The following is a 15,908-nucleotide window of genomic DNA, read 5'->3' on the forward strand; positions in this document are numbered from 1 at the left end:
GGTGGGCCGAAGAGCCCGCCACAGGCAAGATGCCTGTGCCACAAAAAACTCTTGTGGGGTGGGCCGAAGAGCCCGCCACAGGCAAGATGCCTGTGCCACAAAAAACTCTTGTGGGGTGGGCCGAAGAGCCCGCCCCCAAACTTCAAAACTAAATCCAGCAAAGCCTACTCTGGATCAACCCAGCGATCGTCCGATTTAATCAAATCAATCAATTCTGCCACCCCTCGGTCTTCCGGCACCTTCTTAATTTCTTCCCGGCCCCGGTACAGCGAGATATAACCCGGTTGCTTCCCGACGTAGCCGTAATCAGCATCAGCCATTTCTCCCGGCCCATTGACAATACAGCCCATTACTGCTATGTCCAAACCCGTGAGATGCTTCGTTGCCTCTCTCACTTGGTGTAATACTTCCTCTAAATTAAACAAAGTACGACCGCAGGAAGGACAAGCGACATACTCAACCATCGTTTTCCGCAGTCCCAAGGCTTGCAGAATGCTGTAGCAGACGGGAATCTCCTTTTCTGGGGCCTCTGTCAGCGAGACGCGGATGGTGTCGCCGATGCCGTCAGCTAACAAAGGTGCGAGGCCTGCGGTGGATTTGATGCGGCCGTATTCGCCGTCTCCTGCTTCGGTGACGCCCAAATGCAGTGGGTAATCCATGCCGAGTTCGTCCATCCGGTGCGCCATCAAGCGGTAAGCAGCAACCATCACGGGTGCGCGGGAGGCTTTCAGGGAAAGTACGATATTTCGGAAGTCGAGGGATTCGCAAATTTTGATGAATTCCAGGGCCGATTCTACCATCCCTTCAGGCGTGTCGCCGTAGGTAAAAAGCATCCGTTCGGCGAGGGAACCGTGATTAACGCCGATTCGCAAAGCTTTGCCTTGGTCGCGCAGGGAAATCACCAGAGGTTCCAGCGTTTCGCGGATTTTTTCGCCAATTTCCGCGAATTCGGCGTCGGTGTATTCGGTTCTATCGGCTTTCGGCTTCTCGAACACGTAAAGTCCGGGATTGATTCTCACTTTATCTACGTGTTTGGCGACTTCCAGGGCAATTTTCATGCCGTTGTGGTGGACATCGGCGACAAGGGGCACGGGTTGGTAGGTGGCGTGCAGTTTTTGCTTGATTTCGGCTAAGGCTTTAGCGTGGGCCATGCTGGGCACGGTGACGCGGACGATTTCGCAGCCAATCTCGTGCAAGCGCCGAATTCCGGCGACTGAACCGTCGATGTCGAGGGTGTCTTCGTTAATCATCGACTGTACGACGACGGGGTTGCCGCCGCCGATGGTGACGCTACCGACTTTGACGGGACGGGTTTTGCGGCGTTTGATGGTGGTGTCGAAGGTTGGTTGGGTGGTGGGGGTTTTAGTGGGGTTGGGCAGAGTTTGCATAACTGGTTGCTAGAGTTTTGTTACTAAGGTCTATAAAAATGTGTCTGCTGTTTTTTAGGTTGCCATAGAAAGGGTCAGTTTGGACAAAGAGGTTTTGGGATTTAGGATTCTTAATGAGATTGCTGCGAATTTGTCGATCGAATTATGTCGGAAAAGGGCGATCGAACTAAAAGCCAACCATCACCGGGAAGGCGAACTGAAGTTGGGCCCGTGGAACTAAACCCAACCTAAAAAATACAGTTAAAATACAGGCTAGGCCGAGATTAAAATTAATATTGGTTGGCGGTGAGGAGAATGGTTTGGACACAGGGGCAGGGGTTAAATGGCGATCGGTATATCATTGAAGGCAAGTTAGGTGAGGGCGGCTTTGGGGTCACGTACCTAGCGCAGAAGGCGCAAAACAGCCAGCGGGTTGTCATCAAAACGCTGAAAGATGAATTATTGAGCGATCGAAATTTTGCCCGGTATCGGGACAGATTCCGGGATGAGGCGGTAAAGCTATCTGTGTGCAGGCATCCCAATATTGTGCAAATAGACAACTATTTCGATCATGGTAATTTGCCTTGCATTGCGATGGAATATGTGGCAGGAGAAGATTTGTGGAAATGGGTGGAAAGGCGCGGTATTTTGTCAGAAACTGAAGCTTTGAACTACATCCGTAAAGCAGGAGAAGCCGTAATAGTAGTTCACGAAAAAGGTTTGCTACATCGGGATATCAAGCCACAGAACATTATGGTACGCGACAATTTTGATGCAGTTTTGATTGATTTTGGTTTGGCGCGGGGTTTTATTCCAGATCGCACTCAGCAAATGACTTTTGGATTAACACATGGTTTTGCGCCTCCCGAACAGTACGGGGAAATGGGCAGATTTGCTGAGTACACAGATGTTTATGCTCTGGCGGCAACGCTATACTATATGCTAACGAGAACACCACCAACTGCTGCATTTATGAGGGCTTTAAATCATCCTTTAAAGCCGCCGTTTCAGATTAATCCTAATATTAGCGATGCGGTGCATCGGGCAATTATGAAAGGGATGGAAATGGATGAGACAAAGCGCCCTCAGTCGGTGGAAAAATGGTTGGATATGCTTCCACAAGCCACCCTTGGCAATTGGGGACAAAGAGGGGGTGTTTCGCCAACGATTCCTAGCCCGCAACCACAGCCACAACATATAAATTTGATTTCAGCAAAAGGAGTCGATTATCGCAACCTCGATCGGCTGTTGGCTAGCGGAGAATGGGAAGAGGCGGATGAGGAAACGACGAATAAGATGCTGGATGTAGCAGGGAGAAGAAAGGAACGCTGGCTGACACCTGAAGATATCGCTCGATTCCCCTGTGAAGACTTACGAACTATTGACCAACTTTGGGTAAAATACAGTAACGGACGTTTAGGCTTTTCGGTGCAGAAACGCATCTATGAAAGTCTGGGAGGAAGCGGAAAAGAAGATCGGAAAATTTGGGAAGCTTTTGGCGATCGGGTAGGTTGGCGTGTACAGAATAACTGGTTGTTGTATGAAGATTTAAAATTTGACACCAAAACACCAGGACGACTCCCGCGAGGTAGGATTGGTTGGTTGAATGGTAGGAGAGGGTCTCTCTTCTGTCGCATCGAGATTTGTAATTTGGCAGTAGATTATAATGAGACATCCTCATCCCCAGTTTGTCCACCTCCACCGCCTACAAATGTATTATTCCCTATTCCCATTTCTGCTGATGTTACCATCAAGTCAGAACGCGGAGTAGACTATACTAAGTTGCGCGATTTACTGGCAACTGGAAAATGGCAAGAGGCGGACGAGGAAACGGAGCAGAAAATGCTGGAGGCAGCGGGTAGAACAGAGGATGGCTGGCTGAGAGTTGAAGATATCGCTCGATTCCCCTGTGAAGACTTACGAACTATTGACCAACTTTGGGTAAAATACAGTAACGGACGTTTCGGCTTTTCGGTGCAGAAACGCATCTATGAAAGTCTGGGGGGAACTAGAAAATATGATTATAAAATTTGGGAAGCTTTTGGCGATCGGGTAGGTTGGTGTGTGAATAACAGATGGTTGTACTACAAAGAGCTAAAATTTTACACCCATGCACCAGAGGGGCACCTCCCTCACGGGGGGGCGGGATTGGGGTATTGGGGATTCAATGGTGGTGGGATGTGGTGCGGTCTTCTCTCGCGTCCAGACTTGTAGAGTGTAACATCTAAGGATTTCATAATTTTGTTGGCTATAGATAGATTAAAGCCACTCGAATAGAATGTTAGAAAAAGGTGCAATAAGTGGCAGACCCTTCAATCCCTCGAAAGCTGGCGGAAAGATTCTCAACTTATCTTATGAAAATGTTAAAATTACTGATAAAGGCGTTGCCTTAGTTGAAGCTCATGTTCGCAGATTTAATCCAGTTGGTGAAGCTGAGCTAAGAATGGTTGAAAGGTTAAGAAGTATCGCCACCAAAACCCTTGTAGCTGAGCCTGTTGATTTCCGCTTTTATACTCACGAGTTACGCGAGTATCTCAGGTATAAAAAGCTTGGCTACCCAACTGGACAACCCGCTGACCCGGATGAGGCTTATGAACTTTGGAACAATGCTCACACAGCTACTCTTGAAGATTATAAATTAAAAGAAGGATTCGGCGTTTTATTTCATCCGAGCGTAGAGGAATTTTGATGAAAAACCTAACTCAATTAACCCAGCTTGAATTAGTGCTGCTGGAATTAGTAGCTAAAGGTCAAGGAAAGTGGAGTTGGTACGAACTCGCAAATGCACTTTCCCGTCGAGATGTACCGCGAGAACCTGACATGATGGTGGTCTTAAAAAAACTCGCTGCTGATGGCTTGGTTCAACGATATGTAGAAACAAATTCGCCTCGCGACAGATGGGAATTGACGCCTGAAGGGTCTATGGTGTTGGCAAACCCAAAAGCAGATAGTCAAAGCAGAATTAGAACTTATGCAATTGCCATCCAGAAATCAGAAAGCAATTATTCTGCTTATGTTCCAGATTTACCCGGATGCGTAGCAACAGGTACAACTATCGAGGAAGTCGAACAGCAAATTAAAGCAGCCATAGTTTTTCATTTAGAAGAGTTGCGTCAATCTGGTTCGTCTATTCCTGAAGCCAGGACTTTATGCAAATATGTTGAGGTTTAACGTAATAAAAACTATCAATTAGTATGTGGATGGTGTTTTAGAAGTTATTGGAGGCAAGATTCGATCGCACTTTCCCATCATCCATCAAAAATCAAGGCGCGTTAGCGAAGCCCTCGAAGAGGATCGCACTTCACTCGATAAATCTCTCTCGCGGATGATGCGATCGCCCCTCCTCCCCAGCAAAACTAAAAAATGTACTGGTAAATCCCTTCACAGACCCAGGCTCAGCAGTTAAAGCATCGGAGGTTTTCCATTGGACGATCGCACAAACCCACCAGCCACCGCTGTTAACAACCGCCGACCTCTAATTATCGCAGGAATTCTCCTCGGTATCGGTCAATCCGGCTTTTTTGACGGTATTGTGCTGCACCAACTCCTCCAGTGGCACCATATGTTTAGCAGCGTTAAAACCGATACTACCGTTGCCGGTTTAGAATTAAATACCCTCGGAGATGGATTGTTTCACGCTGCGGATTGGTTGGTAACACTAGCGGGAATCTTCTGTTTGTGGGCTGCTGTGAAGCGCAAAGATGTTCCTTTGTCAACTCAAACTTTTTTTGGTTCAATATTAATTGGTGCTGGATTGTTTGACTTTGTTGAAGGCATTGTTGACCATCAAATTTTGGGAATCCACCACGTCAAACCTGGTATCAACGAGTTAGCTTGGGATTTAGGATTTCTCGTCCTCGGTCTTATTTTAGCGCTGTTAGGTTGGATGCTGGTACAGAGGGAAGTTCCCGCAGATACTAAAGTTTAAATGAATGGAAGATTGGGAATTATACCAAATCCGGGTTTAAAATCCCCGATGAGACTCGACCGTTTCAACCGTTGAGTCTCTTTTTAACTCATCAGTTCATCCCGCCGACTCCAACCACGCAATCAAATCCTCTTGACTCCTAAAATCCAACAAAGCTTCTCCCAAATCATCTAACTGTTCCCCAGATAATCCCTGGATGCGAGTTTGAACTTCCAGTGTCACCTCACCCACCCGCCGCACGAGGAGACGCATAATTAGTCCTATTTCCCCTTCAATTTTACCCCTTTCGATTCCTTGTTCGATTCCTTGTTCGATTCCTTGTTGTATTCCCTGTTCAATTCCTTGTTGTATACCAATTTCTATCCCTTTCATCACAGACCCGATTTGGTCTTGGATAAACATTTCTCGCTTGTCTACATCATTCAATTCGTCTAGTGTCAAATTTGCTCGGTTGGCAATTCCCAGCGCGGTATTAATCTCTTCAACAGACCCCAATGTATCTGGTACTGCTTCCAAAGATGGCGCGTTTTTCATAAAGTAGAGCCATTTTTCCGGCAGAGTTTCGAGTTCGTTCAATTCTTTTTTGAATTTCGGTAACTCGACAAACACTAACTTTAACTCGCAGTTGGGATAGACGAATTTTTCTTCTGTTTCTGTGAATTCAAAGTTAGAGATTAGTTTTTCGGTGTTTTCAAATAAGATAAAGTCCGTAATGGTTAAAGCAATGACTGGATTTAACTTTAAATAACCTTCTCCAGCTTTGAGTTGAGTAGAATAGGTTTTGGCTGCATTGTATACTACCCGTTTTTCAAAAGCGGCGACGTTGAGTACCTGCATTTCCACAATCACGGTTTTGTTCCCGGTAATCTTGGCTTTGACATCCAGGTAAGTGTCTTTCAATCCTGTAACGCTTCCTGCTGAATAAGGGTCAATTATTTCTAATTCTTGGATGGTTGGTTCTCCGTTATACAGCATTGCATTTAGGAAGCTGATTAAAATTTCTGGATGTTCGGAAGAAGCGAATATTTTTTTGAATGCAAAGTCTGTTTTGGGGCTGATGAAACGCATATTAGAGAAGGAAGAGGGAAGAGGGAAGAAGGAAGAAGGAAAATGCAATATTTTAGGGATTTTTAGGTTGGTAGTTGCGCTTTACAACCCTTAGCGCAACTACGAAGTTTTTCAATTATCAGCCTGTGGCTTCAGTAGTAGTTGCAGGCGACATCACTAGCTTTCCAGTTATATCCATCGTCGCAAGCTTCAGCACTTCATTAAAAGCTAAACCCCGAATTTTGAGTTCCCACCGAATGCCTTTTGCTTTCATGCGCTTGGCTTTCCGCATATCGACATCAGCAGCTTTTTGATTCAAGAGCAAATACTTCATTGCTGCTGTAGCTTCAACTTTTGTGGGAAATGCAATATAGGTGATAAATCCGCCGTCCCAGTGATTGGCGTTGCGGACACTGCTGATAGTCGCAACTCTCGGACTAAAGCGGTTCCAGTAAAAGTCGCTGTAGCCGATCGACTGTGTAGTAACTTGGAGTTTGTTTGCCATTTGACTTAACTCCTATAACCTTGTGTGTGGGGTTAGCAGTATCAATTTGCTGCTGTTAATATTATAGCAAATTATTGAGAAATTGGTAACTGTTGGCTGTGGGCTGTGGGCTGATGCCTAAAACCTCAATTCATATTCAGCGGTGACGCGATTGTCTCCTTGAAAATTACTAGAACCTCTGAGTAAAATTTTATCGCTCAATCGATAGCGCACAGTAAATTCTGTCGGTTGATTTGCTGACAAAACTCGGATGATTGATGCTGAAATATTGCGGGTGATGTCAAACCCAACTTCTAAACCTAAACCGAGAGAACCCGCAGCCGAACTGGAACTAGCAGTTTTTCCTTCGTTACCTCTAATCCGAGTGGGAAATAAGCGGAATTCGCTCAATCCTGTGGCGTTAGTAATCGCCGATTGAATGTTGTTCAATAAACCCGCACCGGCTAAATTTGCGATCGCCAGTGTACTATCTCCCTGTCCCAAAGTCTCCACGAAACTGCCGCCTAACAGCGCTACAATCTCTATTTCCGATCGACTCGGAGAACTCCTCAACTCCAGATTTTCCCCCAACTGAGAAGCCCTTCCCTGCACTAACGCTTGAACTCGGACACTCCGCACGCTGCCGAAAGTTGTCGGTTCGTCTGCTATTTCAGAGGCTACAGATGTGCCGGGAGTGCGGAACCGCGTTACTTCCTGCACCGAAGTTGCTAATCTCACATCCAGCGTCGGATCGAGTCCTTGTGTTGGTACAAAGGTCGCAGTCTGCGGGTATCCTCGATCAAGCCTAAACTGCGTCGTAAACAAATTCACCGACCCCGAAGTCAAGCGAATCGTACCCTCCGGGCGAAGGTCATCTAAAGTTCCATTCACAGTCAAGCCCCCAGTCGCCTGAAAACTCAATATCGGCGCACTCGTTACCCGAATTCCCCGGCCCAAATTCAGCCGCAAATCGTTCAATCCAACTTCAAAGGAAGGGGAAGGGGAAGGGGAAGGGGAAGCGGAAGTCGCAGCAGAAGGGGAATCAGAAACCTCAGTTGTAGGGGAATCAGAAACCTCAGTCGCAGGAGAAACAGAAGATGTGGAATCTGAATCAGAAGCAGAAGAGGAAGAAGCTAACTCAGTTCTGCCGCCGCCGGGGCTTCGGAGAAATACTTCACCGTTGTACAGTTCAATATTACCGCTCAACTGCGGACGCCTAGCCGTGCCCCTTGCCTGCACTTGACCGACTACGCCGCCGCTGTACAATCCTCTGAGGTTCACTGCCAACTTGTCTAAATTTACAGCTAAAGGATTATCCGCATCGACATCGCCCTCCGCAAAAGGCACAGACAGCGGAATCACACCCTGGGCCACAACTTGTCCCTGACTCAACTGTCCCCGAATTCCTTCTACCCGAATACGATCGCCCTCAAAGCGCACCGTCCCAGTCAGCCCTGTCAGCGGTTCTGGGAAGGCTTGCGCGCGCACGGTTGCATTTTCAAAATTCGCAATTCCTTGCGCTACAGGATCTTCCAGCGTTCCTCCCACGCGAATTTGCACCTGTCCCTGACCGCTGACCCACGCAACTTGCGGAGTCAATACATTAATAATTGCTAAACCTTCATTTTGCAAATTCGCCCTCAAATCGATTTGATCGCTATCAGCTTTCACCGCTGCAAACGGCAACTCAAAAGGCAAACTTCCCTGCACCTCAATCGGTTCGGTTTGAGTTACCAAAGCGCTGCCTCCAAAATTCAGGCGGGCATTGCTGTAACTGAAACTGCCGTCGGCTTGTTTAATCGGTTCTCCGTTTAGCGTGCCCTCAAGCAAACTTAATTCTCCGGTGGCTTGCGGGTTTTCCAAACTGCCGGCCAAATTCGCGCGCAAATTCAAATTTCCCGTGACATCCACAAAAGGCAATTCCACCAGTTTTGCTAACTCTTCCACGGGCACATTTTCTACCCGCAACTGCCCGGATTGAGCTTTTTGTCCGAGTTGTCCAGAAAAGCCGATCGCACTTTTGCCCGATCGAATTTCCAGAGGCAAAACAGTTAAAATCCCGTCCTGAAAGCTGCCTTCTATGCTGAACTTTTCAGCGACATATTCTCCCCACTGCCAGTTATCACCTTTCACGTTAAATTGAGCTTGCACACCCGTTTGCAAAGAACCGGCGACAGCAATTTCCGCACCAAAAGTGCCTTGCAATTGGGATAATGGAGGCAATTTTTCTGATGATTTCACGGCCTGCTGCTGCTGCAAAATTGTTTCAATTTCTGCCAAGCGGCGCAACTGTTCAATTAGCGGGGCTTCTGGTTCTCCTACTGCTACAGTTTGCACGTCGCCACTGTCACCGTAAACGGGAGGTTTTACGCCTCTAGCCAAGTCGCCTAAATTGAAATATTGCAAAGCGGTTAAAACCTGCTGTAAATTCCCCTGCTGGACGCTAACTTTTCCGGCAAATTGCGGATTTGCGCCTGTTTGAACATTGCCGGAAATTAAGTATTGACCGCTGCCTTGGCGGAATATGCCATTTGTGAGAGTGGCGCTGCCGTTAGCGTAGCTGAATTCGCCTTGGAAACTGTCACCCTTAATGTAGCCGATCGCCGGTTGGGCGATCGCAATTTGTCCGCTTGCTTGCAAAGTCGCCGGATTTAACGGCATCTTCCAACCGGGCACATTTACTTGTCCCGAAACCGTGCCAGTTATCGGCCCCAAACCCGCCTCTTTACCGGGTGATAGATTCAAAGCAGCCAGGGGAAAATCGCTTAAATTAACTCGCAAAGTTTCTCCCTCAGTTTGGCCCCTAGCCACGGATTCCCCGCGTTGAACTAAGAAAGATGTCGGCAGAAAAGATTGATTTAAAGCTACTTCGATTTTGTCTTGGCGGCCGGCCAAACGCAAATCTACACTTTTCCCAGCATCGGCATTCACACTCCCCGCCAGTACCGGGTCAAAAGCGACTTGATTTACTGCTAAATTTCGCACTTCCACGTCGCCCACTAAACTGAGGGCGGCGAGGGTTCCGGTGAGGCGGCCGGTAAAATCGACATTGCCGCGCAGGGGTGGGTTTTGCTGTGAGGAATTTTTGTCCGCAATTGTAGACAAAAATCCTAACTGTTCTGCTGGTAAGGCTTCCAGGTTAAAGTTGGCGAGTTTGACATCCAAATCTAAGTTGGAAATTGAGGGCCCTCCTTTACCTTCGAGTTCGACGTTAACAAAGCCGTTGGCTGTCAAACCGGGAGTTGTGGCCTTCTCAATTTCCACCCGTTTGCCGTCCCAATTAAATACTGCCTCAAAAGGTTGTTTCAAAAACGGCAATTCCGAGATGCGGAAACTGCCGCCGGCGCGAACATTTTGTAGGGGCGGTGCCCCCGTGCCCGCCGCAATCGGGCCGGATAAATTGATATTGCCGTTAAACAGTCCTCCAAGCTGGGGGAGATTTGGAACCCCAGAGACTACATCTCCGGTTTGCAAGCTTTGTCGCTGCGAGCCAAAGGCTTGCTGGAAGCGACTTAGAGCAATTTGCTCGCCCTCGATAGACGCGCGCCAATTCCCCGATGCGGCGCTGCCTTTAGCATTGACAATTCCTCCGCCGTTGGCGAGTCGAATTTGTCCGTCGCCGTTGGCGGTGATGCCGTTGGCGGTTAGATTGTCTACTGTTCCCAAAATGCGGACTTTGCCGTCGAGGATTCCGTTAATTTCTGGCGGTAAATCCGCTGTCAGCAAACCTGTTTGTTTGAGGGTTTGTTCTAAATTACTGACGGCAATTCCGTTCGTTTCCAGCAATGCTTGCAAGTTGCCGTTTTCTAATTTGGCCGTAGTATCGATCGCCCCGAGTCGATCGACCAAAATCCGTCCTTCTCCGCTACCACTAATTCCCTTGGCTGTCAAGTTATCCAAACTGCCCGCTGCTTGGAATTGGCCGTTAACTCTGCCGTCAAATCCTTTAGGCAAAGTCGCCGTCAGGGTCAACAGTTGGGTATTGCGGATTGTTTGTTCTAAGCGACTGAGAATAACTCGATCGGCATCGGCGAAAGCTTGCCAGCGTCTGTCTTCTAATTTACCTCTAAAAGCAAGAGTACCGTCCCCTATATTGAGTTTGCCGCTGCTGCTGACGCCTATGTCAGCGGCGGTTGAATTATCAAGACTGCCGCTGGCTTGAATTTGATTGGATATTTGTCCGTCAATCGATTTGAGATTTTGGATTTTCGATTTTAGATTGTTGATATTGGCGACTGTTTGGGGATTGTCAGCAGCGAAAGCTAAGCCAACATCTAACAGGGGCAATCCTAAATCTCCTAAGCGCTTGATGGAAGTGCGATCGGTTTCTGCTGTTCCCTGCCAGTTTCCGGCTACCAATTCTCCTTTTAAATTAACATTGCTGCCAGCAAGATTGAGTCTGCCGCTGCCGCTGGCATTGATGCTGCTAGCTGTCAAATTGTCAAGACTTCCCGATGCTGTAAATTGACTCGATAGTAGTCCGTCAATCGATTTTAGATTTTGGATTTTGGATTTTAGATTGTTGAGATTGGCAGATTGCGGATTTTCGGGATTGAATGCTGAAGCCACATCTAAAATCGGCAGTGTCAAATCTACCAAGCGGCTGATGGAAGTGCGATCGGTTTCTGCTGTTGCTTGCCAGTTTCCCCCTACCAATTCTCCGTTTAAATTCACATTGCTGTCGGCAAAATTGAGCCTACCGTTGCCAGTAACATTGATTCCGCCCGCAGTCAAATCGTCAACCTTTCCCGCAACTTGAAATTCACCTGCTAGCTGTCCGCCTAACGATTTTAGATTTTCGATTTTGGATTTTAGATTGTCTAGATTTGCGGTCGTTTCCCGTGTTAAAAACGGCAAGCCAATATCAATCAATTGATTGACAGCTACTTTTTCTGTGTTGCCAAAAACTTGCCAACGACCCGATTCTAGTTCGCCATTAACATCAACAATACTGTCAGCAATATTCAGCGTTCCTTGGCCCGTCGCAGCGATCGCATTTAAACTCAAATCGTCCAGAGTTCCTGCTGCTTCGACGGTTCCGCTGAACAAACCCGCTAGTTCAGGAGGCAAATTAAGGTCTGGCATGGCTTGCTGCAAACTGTTCAGGGCTACGCGATCGCCCTCGATCATAGCTTGCCATTGACGGTCTTTTAGCGCAGCATCCACGTTAACAGAAGCGTCACCTATTTTCACAACCGTATTTTGCAAATCCGCCGAATTTCCTCCGGCTCGAATTTCGCCCGCTGCGGGGAAAGTCCCTTGCGGTGCTTGCCATTGAACTCTAGCTTGAATGTTATCTAACGGGCCGAAAACTTGAGCTTTTGCGGAGACACTGCCAATGTTAACAGTAGCAGGAATTGGAAGAGCGTAAATTTGGGCGAGATTATCTGCGGGCAAGTTTTCAGCTTGCAAGTCAAACACCAAACCAGATGGCGAATTCTTACTTTTTAAAGCAATATCAACTTGACCTTTGCCACCAATTTTACCCCCCGCCGCCGGCACTACCAAAATATCGCTCAAAGTCAAAGCTAAAGAGGAAAAAGGGCGAATAGAAGATTGAGAATTGGGAGTTGGGGTTTGAGCCATTCTCCCGCGTTCCAATTTGAAATTAGTGCTAATATTGTTTAATTGCAGTCGATCGACTGTAGCGGGTTTTGTCGAGGCGATCGTACCTGTGAGCACCGGCATTGCAACGGTTCCAGTTAGCTTGGCATCCGCCTTCACCTCCCCCGCAAAAGCAACGGGCAATACTACTTTCTTCCCTAACTCTGTCTCCACCGCACTGACAACACTTGCGAAAGCCACTGGTTGCACGCTAGTTGTCAGATTGAAGCTAGCGTTCTCCAAATTAAAATTAGTTCCAGTTGCAACTGTTCCTGCTATTCTAAGGGGAATTAGACCGTAATTAGCCGCCAGACTATCGATAATAAAATTAGTTCCCTGAAACCGCAACTGACCGCTGCTATTTTGTATGATTTGTTTCAGCGGACGAATACTCGCTTGCACTCCTCCAAAACTAGCCGTTCCGGTAATTCCCGATACTTTATTCTCTCGCACTTGCACGGTCAAATTGCCATTAGCAATACCTTTTTGTAAAGAAATGCTGGAAAGTCTTAGCAAGCGAGCGAGGTCGGGCAAAGGCAAATTTTGACCCTGCAACTGTACGTTAGTTTGAGCTGCAGGTAACATAGAGTCAGCTTTAAGTATAAAATTATCGCTGTTAGTAAACTGACCGTTTACTTCGTAGAGAACGCGCTGATTTTGGTCGCGAAATAGAGCACTGCCATTTTTCAAATTTACAGAAATAGGAGCCGAAGTTTTCTGTCCTACTGCGGGACTCGGTACCAAAACGGCGACGGAATTTTCAGCTCGAAATGCTTCAACTTCAGTTTTAAATAAACCCGGAGATTTCTGCTCCGCAGTTGGAATATTAACCCAGCGACCTTTAGCATCCTGTTCGATATAAGCGTTGGCTTGAACTAAAGTAATATCTAATTTGAGAGTGCGGGTGAACAGCAGTTGCAAAACCGAAAACTTTACTTTAACTGCTTCTGTAGAAGCGTTATCGGGATCGGTAGGAGTTGCAGGTAAAGTCGATCGGCCAAACCGCAAACTTGTCAGAGAAAATCCCTCCAAACGTCCGAGTTGCACGGGCCGCTTCAGCAACTGACTGACTTCAGTTTCCACCAAAGGAGCTAACTTTTCCCGCACCCACTGGTATCCTAGCGCCGCCGCAACCAAGGCGATAATGCCCAATCCCGTACCGCTAAGCAGCAGCAGACGCCACCAGCGGCGGTGGGGACGGGGTGCGAGTTGATTTTTGTTATCGTCCGAGTTAGTCATGGGTGTTTCTCAAAGCTTGTGAGAATTCAGGAATTGAGGAAATCAGCGGGTTTTAGACAGGTATAATTTCTGTGATTCGTAAGCAGCGTGCCTTCTGCTTTTGGTAGACTCAGGACTCAGGCGGGAAGTGCCGATGCCCCGTTAGCGAAGCCCTCGCAGAGGCTCGAATTTCAAGATTCACGCCCCCCACTGCGAGGCAGAGTCCAATAACCTTTACTAAACTTAATCAAAACACGCAACACGACCTAACACCAAGTCTTCTAATTCCCCAAAATCCTCTCGATCCCGCTAGTGCAGGCTCGGTGGTCAATCTAAAATCTCAAATCTCAAATCTCAAATCTCAAATCTAAACACGTCCCCCTCCAGGGTAGACTCCAGAAACCTTTAGCGAACTTAATCAAAACACGCAACACCACCTAAAACCGACAGTCAATCTAAAATCTAAAATCTAAAATCTAAAATCGCACGATCGCTCCTAAGATAAAAAAACGGTGGTTAAGAAGGTCTTTAAAACTTATGCGAGTGTTCGTCTTACTCTTCAATGCCCGCACCGAGAATGAGGGAATTCATACCATTCAACTCGGCGATCGCAATAAAGTTCTGATGTTTGAGTCAGAAGACGACGCCACCCGCTTTGGCGTGATGTTGGAAGCTCAGGATTTTCCCGAACCCGCTGTCGAGGCGATCGACGATGAGGAAATTAAGGAGTTCTGCGATAGTGTTGATTATGATTGGGAACTGGTGCCGGCGGGCGCGCTGGCGATCCCGCCAGAAGACAATGTAACACAGACTCAGTGGCAGCCGGAGCAGGAGCCGGAGTCGGAGCCGGATTCTGACGTTTCCCAAAACGAACTGGATTCTATTCGCCGCCGACTCGAAGGACTTTTGTAATAAGAAGGAAGTTCGGCAACGGATTCGCTTTCTTCGGATGTAACGGATGGATGTTGAGGTTCGAGGGAAAAAGGAAGAAAGAAGAGGGAAGAAGGATAAATTTGATATCTTCCAGCGTGATCAATCAAGGGCTCCATTTGTAGATACAGGGTTCCAGGCTGAACCTGTGACTCTGTATGTCTCCGGACTTCGCTTGAATGCCGACAACTGACAATTAACAACTGAGAAAAAATGAAGAATTTGGAAGAACGGGGGCATCTGCTGACGGAACAGGTGAATGCCAACAGCGAGAATTTAGACCAACTCAGTTCGATCGAATTAGTGGACTTGTTCAACCGGGAAGACGCCCAAACCTTAAGCGCGATCGCCCGCGCCCGCAAACAGTTAGCCCAAGCGATCGACATTGCAGCCGAGTCTCTGCGTCAAGGAGGCCGCCTGTTTTACGTCGGTGCGGGTACTTCCGGGCGTTTGGGGGTGCTGGATGCGGCCGAGTGTCCCCCCACCTTCTGCACGCCGCCAGAACTCGTACAGGGCATAATTGCCGGGGGTGCGGGGGCTTTGGTGCGGAGTTCGGAGGATTTGGAGGATCGGGCTGAGGATGGGGCTGAGGCGATCGCCCACCGTCACATTACCAACTTAGATGTGGTTGTCGGGATTACGGCTGGAGGTACGACGCCGTTTGTGGCGGGCGCTTTGCAGGCGGCACGCCAGCGGGGGGCGAAAACTGTGTTTATGGCCTGCGTACCCGTCGAACAAGTGAATTTTGAGGCTGATGTTGATATTCGGTTGTTGGTTGGCCCGGAGGTAGTGGCGGGTTCGACGCGCTTGAAAGCCGGTACAGTAACAAAAATGGCTTTAAATATCATTTCGACAGGGGTAATGGTGAAGCTGGGGAAGGTTTACGGCAATCGAATGGTTGACGTGGCAGTGACTAATAAGAAATTGCGCGATCGGGCTGTGCGGATGTTGCAAGATTTGACTGATTTGAACCGGGATGAGGCGGGTTTTTTGCTCGAAAAAAGCGGCAAGTCTGTTAAATTAGCTTTGATGATGCACTGGACTGGTTTGGAGAAGGAAGAGTGCGATCGCATTTTGGGAGAATTTCAAGGGAATTTGCGATCGGCTGTAGGATCAATAAAATTGTAGATTTGAGATTGTAGATTTGTCCTGAGTAGTCAGGTGTGCACTGTACACCAATCTATTTGTGCTGAGGTTTATGGGTTAGACATCTTTCCTGTTTTAGCAACCGCGCCCGGTGATTAGGACAGATTTTGTAGATACTGTCTTGACCTGTCAAGGGGTAGCAGTCAAATAATTGGGGTCGAAAGGCTTTTGGGATTTTAAAATC

At 47.7% G+C, this 15,908-nt stretch carries 12 protein-coding genes; 8 read left to right on the top strand and 4 right to left on the bottom strand.

Annotated elements, in window-relative coordinates:
• Positions 1-164: 164 nt before the first annotated feature.
• Positions 165-1,388 (bottom strand): (E)-4-hydroxy-3-methylbut-2-enyl-diphosphate synthase, encoded by a 1,224-nt coding sequence (gene ispG, locus QUA00_RS33085; protein ID WP_333412677.1) that lies wholly within the window; start codon positions 1,386-1,388, stop codon positions 165-167.
• 79 nt (positions 1,389-1,467) lie between these two features.
• On the opposite strand from ispG, the gene QUA00_RS33090 reads away from it, so the two are divergent.
• The 6 genes from QUA00_RS33090 to QUA00_RS33115 all read left to right on the top strand — a co-directional run bounded on the left by QUA00_RS33090 (position 1,468) and on the right by QUA00_RS33115 (position 5,295).
• A complete protein-coding gene (locus QUA00_RS33090; protein ID WP_333063325.1) occupies positions 1,468-1,608 on the top strand; it encodes a hypothetical protein in 141 nt (46 codons plus the stop codon).
• Between the two features lie 74 nt (positions 1,609-1,682).
• Positions 1,683-3,581: a serine/threonine-protein kinase gene (locus QUA00_RS33095; protein WP_333412679.1), complete on the top strand. Its 1,899-nt coding sequence runs from the start codon at positions 1,683-1,685 to the stop codon at positions 3,579-3,581.
• Positions 3,582-3,645: 64 nt separating this feature from the next.
• Positions 3,646-4,056, top strand: coding sequence for a hypothetical protein (locus tag QUA00_RS33100; RefSeq protein WP_333412681.1), 411 nt, complete (start codon positions 3,646-3,648; stop codon positions 4,054-4,056).
• Positions 4,056-4,538, top strand: coding sequence for a type II toxin-antitoxin system HicB family antitoxin (locus tag QUA00_RS33105; protein WP_333412683.1), 483 nt, complete (start codon positions 4,056-4,058; stop codon positions 4,536-4,538). The genes QUA00_RS33100 and QUA00_RS33105 overlap by 1 nt, the downstream gene beginning before the upstream one ends.
• A gap of 25 nt (positions 4,539-4,563) precedes the next feature.
• Positions 4,564-4,773, top strand: a complete 210-nt coding sequence (locus QUA00_RS33110) for a hypothetical protein (protein WP_333412685.1) — start codon at positions 4,564-4,566, stop codon at positions 4,771-4,773.
• 18 nt (positions 4,774-4,791) lie between these two features.
• On the top strand, positions 4,792-5,295 hold the full coding sequence (locus QUA00_RS33115) for a DUF2243 domain-containing protein (RefSeq protein WP_333412686.1): 504 nt from the start codon (positions 4,792-4,794) through the stop codon (positions 5,293-5,295).
• Between the two features lie 96 nt (positions 5,296-5,391).
• Here QUA00_RS33115 and QUA00_RS33120 read toward each other — a convergent pair whose 3' ends face one another.
• From QUA00_RS33120 to QUA00_RS33130, 3 genes are all read right to left on the bottom strand, one after another.
• Positions 5,392-6,363 (bottom strand): Rpn family recombination-promoting nuclease/putative transposase, encoded by a 972-nt coding sequence (locus QUA00_RS33120; protein WP_333412689.1) that lies wholly within the window; start codon positions 6,361-6,363, stop codon positions 5,392-5,394.
• Positions 6,364-6,481: 118 nt separating this feature from the next.
• Positions 6,482-6,847: a hypothetical protein gene (locus QUA00_RS33125; RefSeq protein ID WP_333412691.1), complete on the bottom strand. Its 366-nt coding sequence runs from the start codon at positions 6,845-6,847 to the stop codon at positions 6,482-6,484.
• Positions 6,848-6,964: 117 nt separating this feature from the next.
• Positions 6,965-13,669 (bottom strand): translocation/assembly module TamB domain-containing protein, encoded by a 6,705-nt coding sequence (locus tag QUA00_RS33130; RefSeq protein WP_333412693.1) that lies wholly within the window; start codon positions 13,667-13,669, stop codon positions 6,965-6,967.
• Positions 13,670-14,185: 516 nt separating this feature from the next.
• Between QUA00_RS33130 and QUA00_RS33135 the strand changes: the two genes are divergently transcribed.
• Both QUA00_RS33135 and murQ read left to right on the top strand, forming a co-directional pair.
• Positions 14,186-14,560: a DUF3110 domain-containing protein gene (locus tag QUA00_RS33135; RefSeq protein ID WP_333143602.1), complete on the top strand. Its 375-nt coding sequence runs from the start codon at positions 14,186-14,188 to the stop codon at positions 14,558-14,560.
• Between the two features lie 231 nt (positions 14,561-14,791).
• A complete protein-coding gene (gene murQ, locus QUA00_RS33140; protein WP_333412695.1) occupies positions 14,792-15,706 on the top strand; it encodes an N-acetylmuramic acid 6-phosphate etherase in 915 nt (304 codons plus the stop codon).
• Positions 15,707-15,908: the final 202 nt, after the last annotated feature.

The sequence above is a fragment of the Microcoleus sp. T2B6 genome (assembly GCF_036700475.1).
Taxonomy (GTDB): Bacteria; Cyanobacteriota; Cyanobacteriia; order Cyanobacteriales; family Microcoleaceae; genus Microcoleus.

What these genes read in the sequence shown, in the direction of transcription:
- QUA00_RS33105 (WP_333412683.1), top strand. Translation starts at nt 4,056, where the DNA reads ATGAAAAACCTAACTCAATTAACCCAGCTTGAATTAGTGCTGCTGGAA.
- QUA00_RS33135 (WP_333143602.1), top strand. Translation starts at nt 14,186, where the DNA reads ATGCGAGTGTTCGTCTTACTCTTCAATGCCCGCACCGAGAATGAGGGA.
- ispG (WP_333412677.1), bottom strand. Translation starts at nt 1,388, where the DNA reads ATGCAAACTCTGCCCAACCCCACTAAAACCCCCACCACCCAACCAACC.
- murQ (WP_333412695.1), top strand. Translation starts at nt 14,792, where the DNA reads ATGAAGAATTTGGAAGAACGGGGGCATCTGCTGACGGAACAGGTGAAT.
- QUA00_RS33125 (WP_333412691.1), bottom strand. Translation starts at nt 6,847, where the DNA reads ATGGCAAACAAACTCCAAGTTACTACACAGTCGATCGGCTACAGCGAC.
- QUA00_RS33130 (WP_333412693.1), bottom strand. Translation starts at nt 13,669, where the DNA reads ATGACTAACTCGGACGATAACAAAAATCAACTCGCACCCCGTCCCCAC.
- QUA00_RS33095 (WP_333412679.1), top strand. Translation starts at nt 1,683, where the DNA reads ATGGTTTGGACACAGGGGCAGGGGTTAAATGGCGATCGGTATATCATT.
- QUA00_RS33100 (WP_333412681.1), top strand. Translation starts at nt 3,646, where the DNA reads ATGTTAGAAAAAGGTGCAATAAGTGGCAGACCCTTCAATCCCTCGAAA.
- QUA00_RS33120 (WP_333412689.1), bottom strand. Translation starts at nt 6,363, where the DNA reads ATGCGTTTCATCAGCCCCAAAACAGACTTTGCATTCAAAAAAATATTC.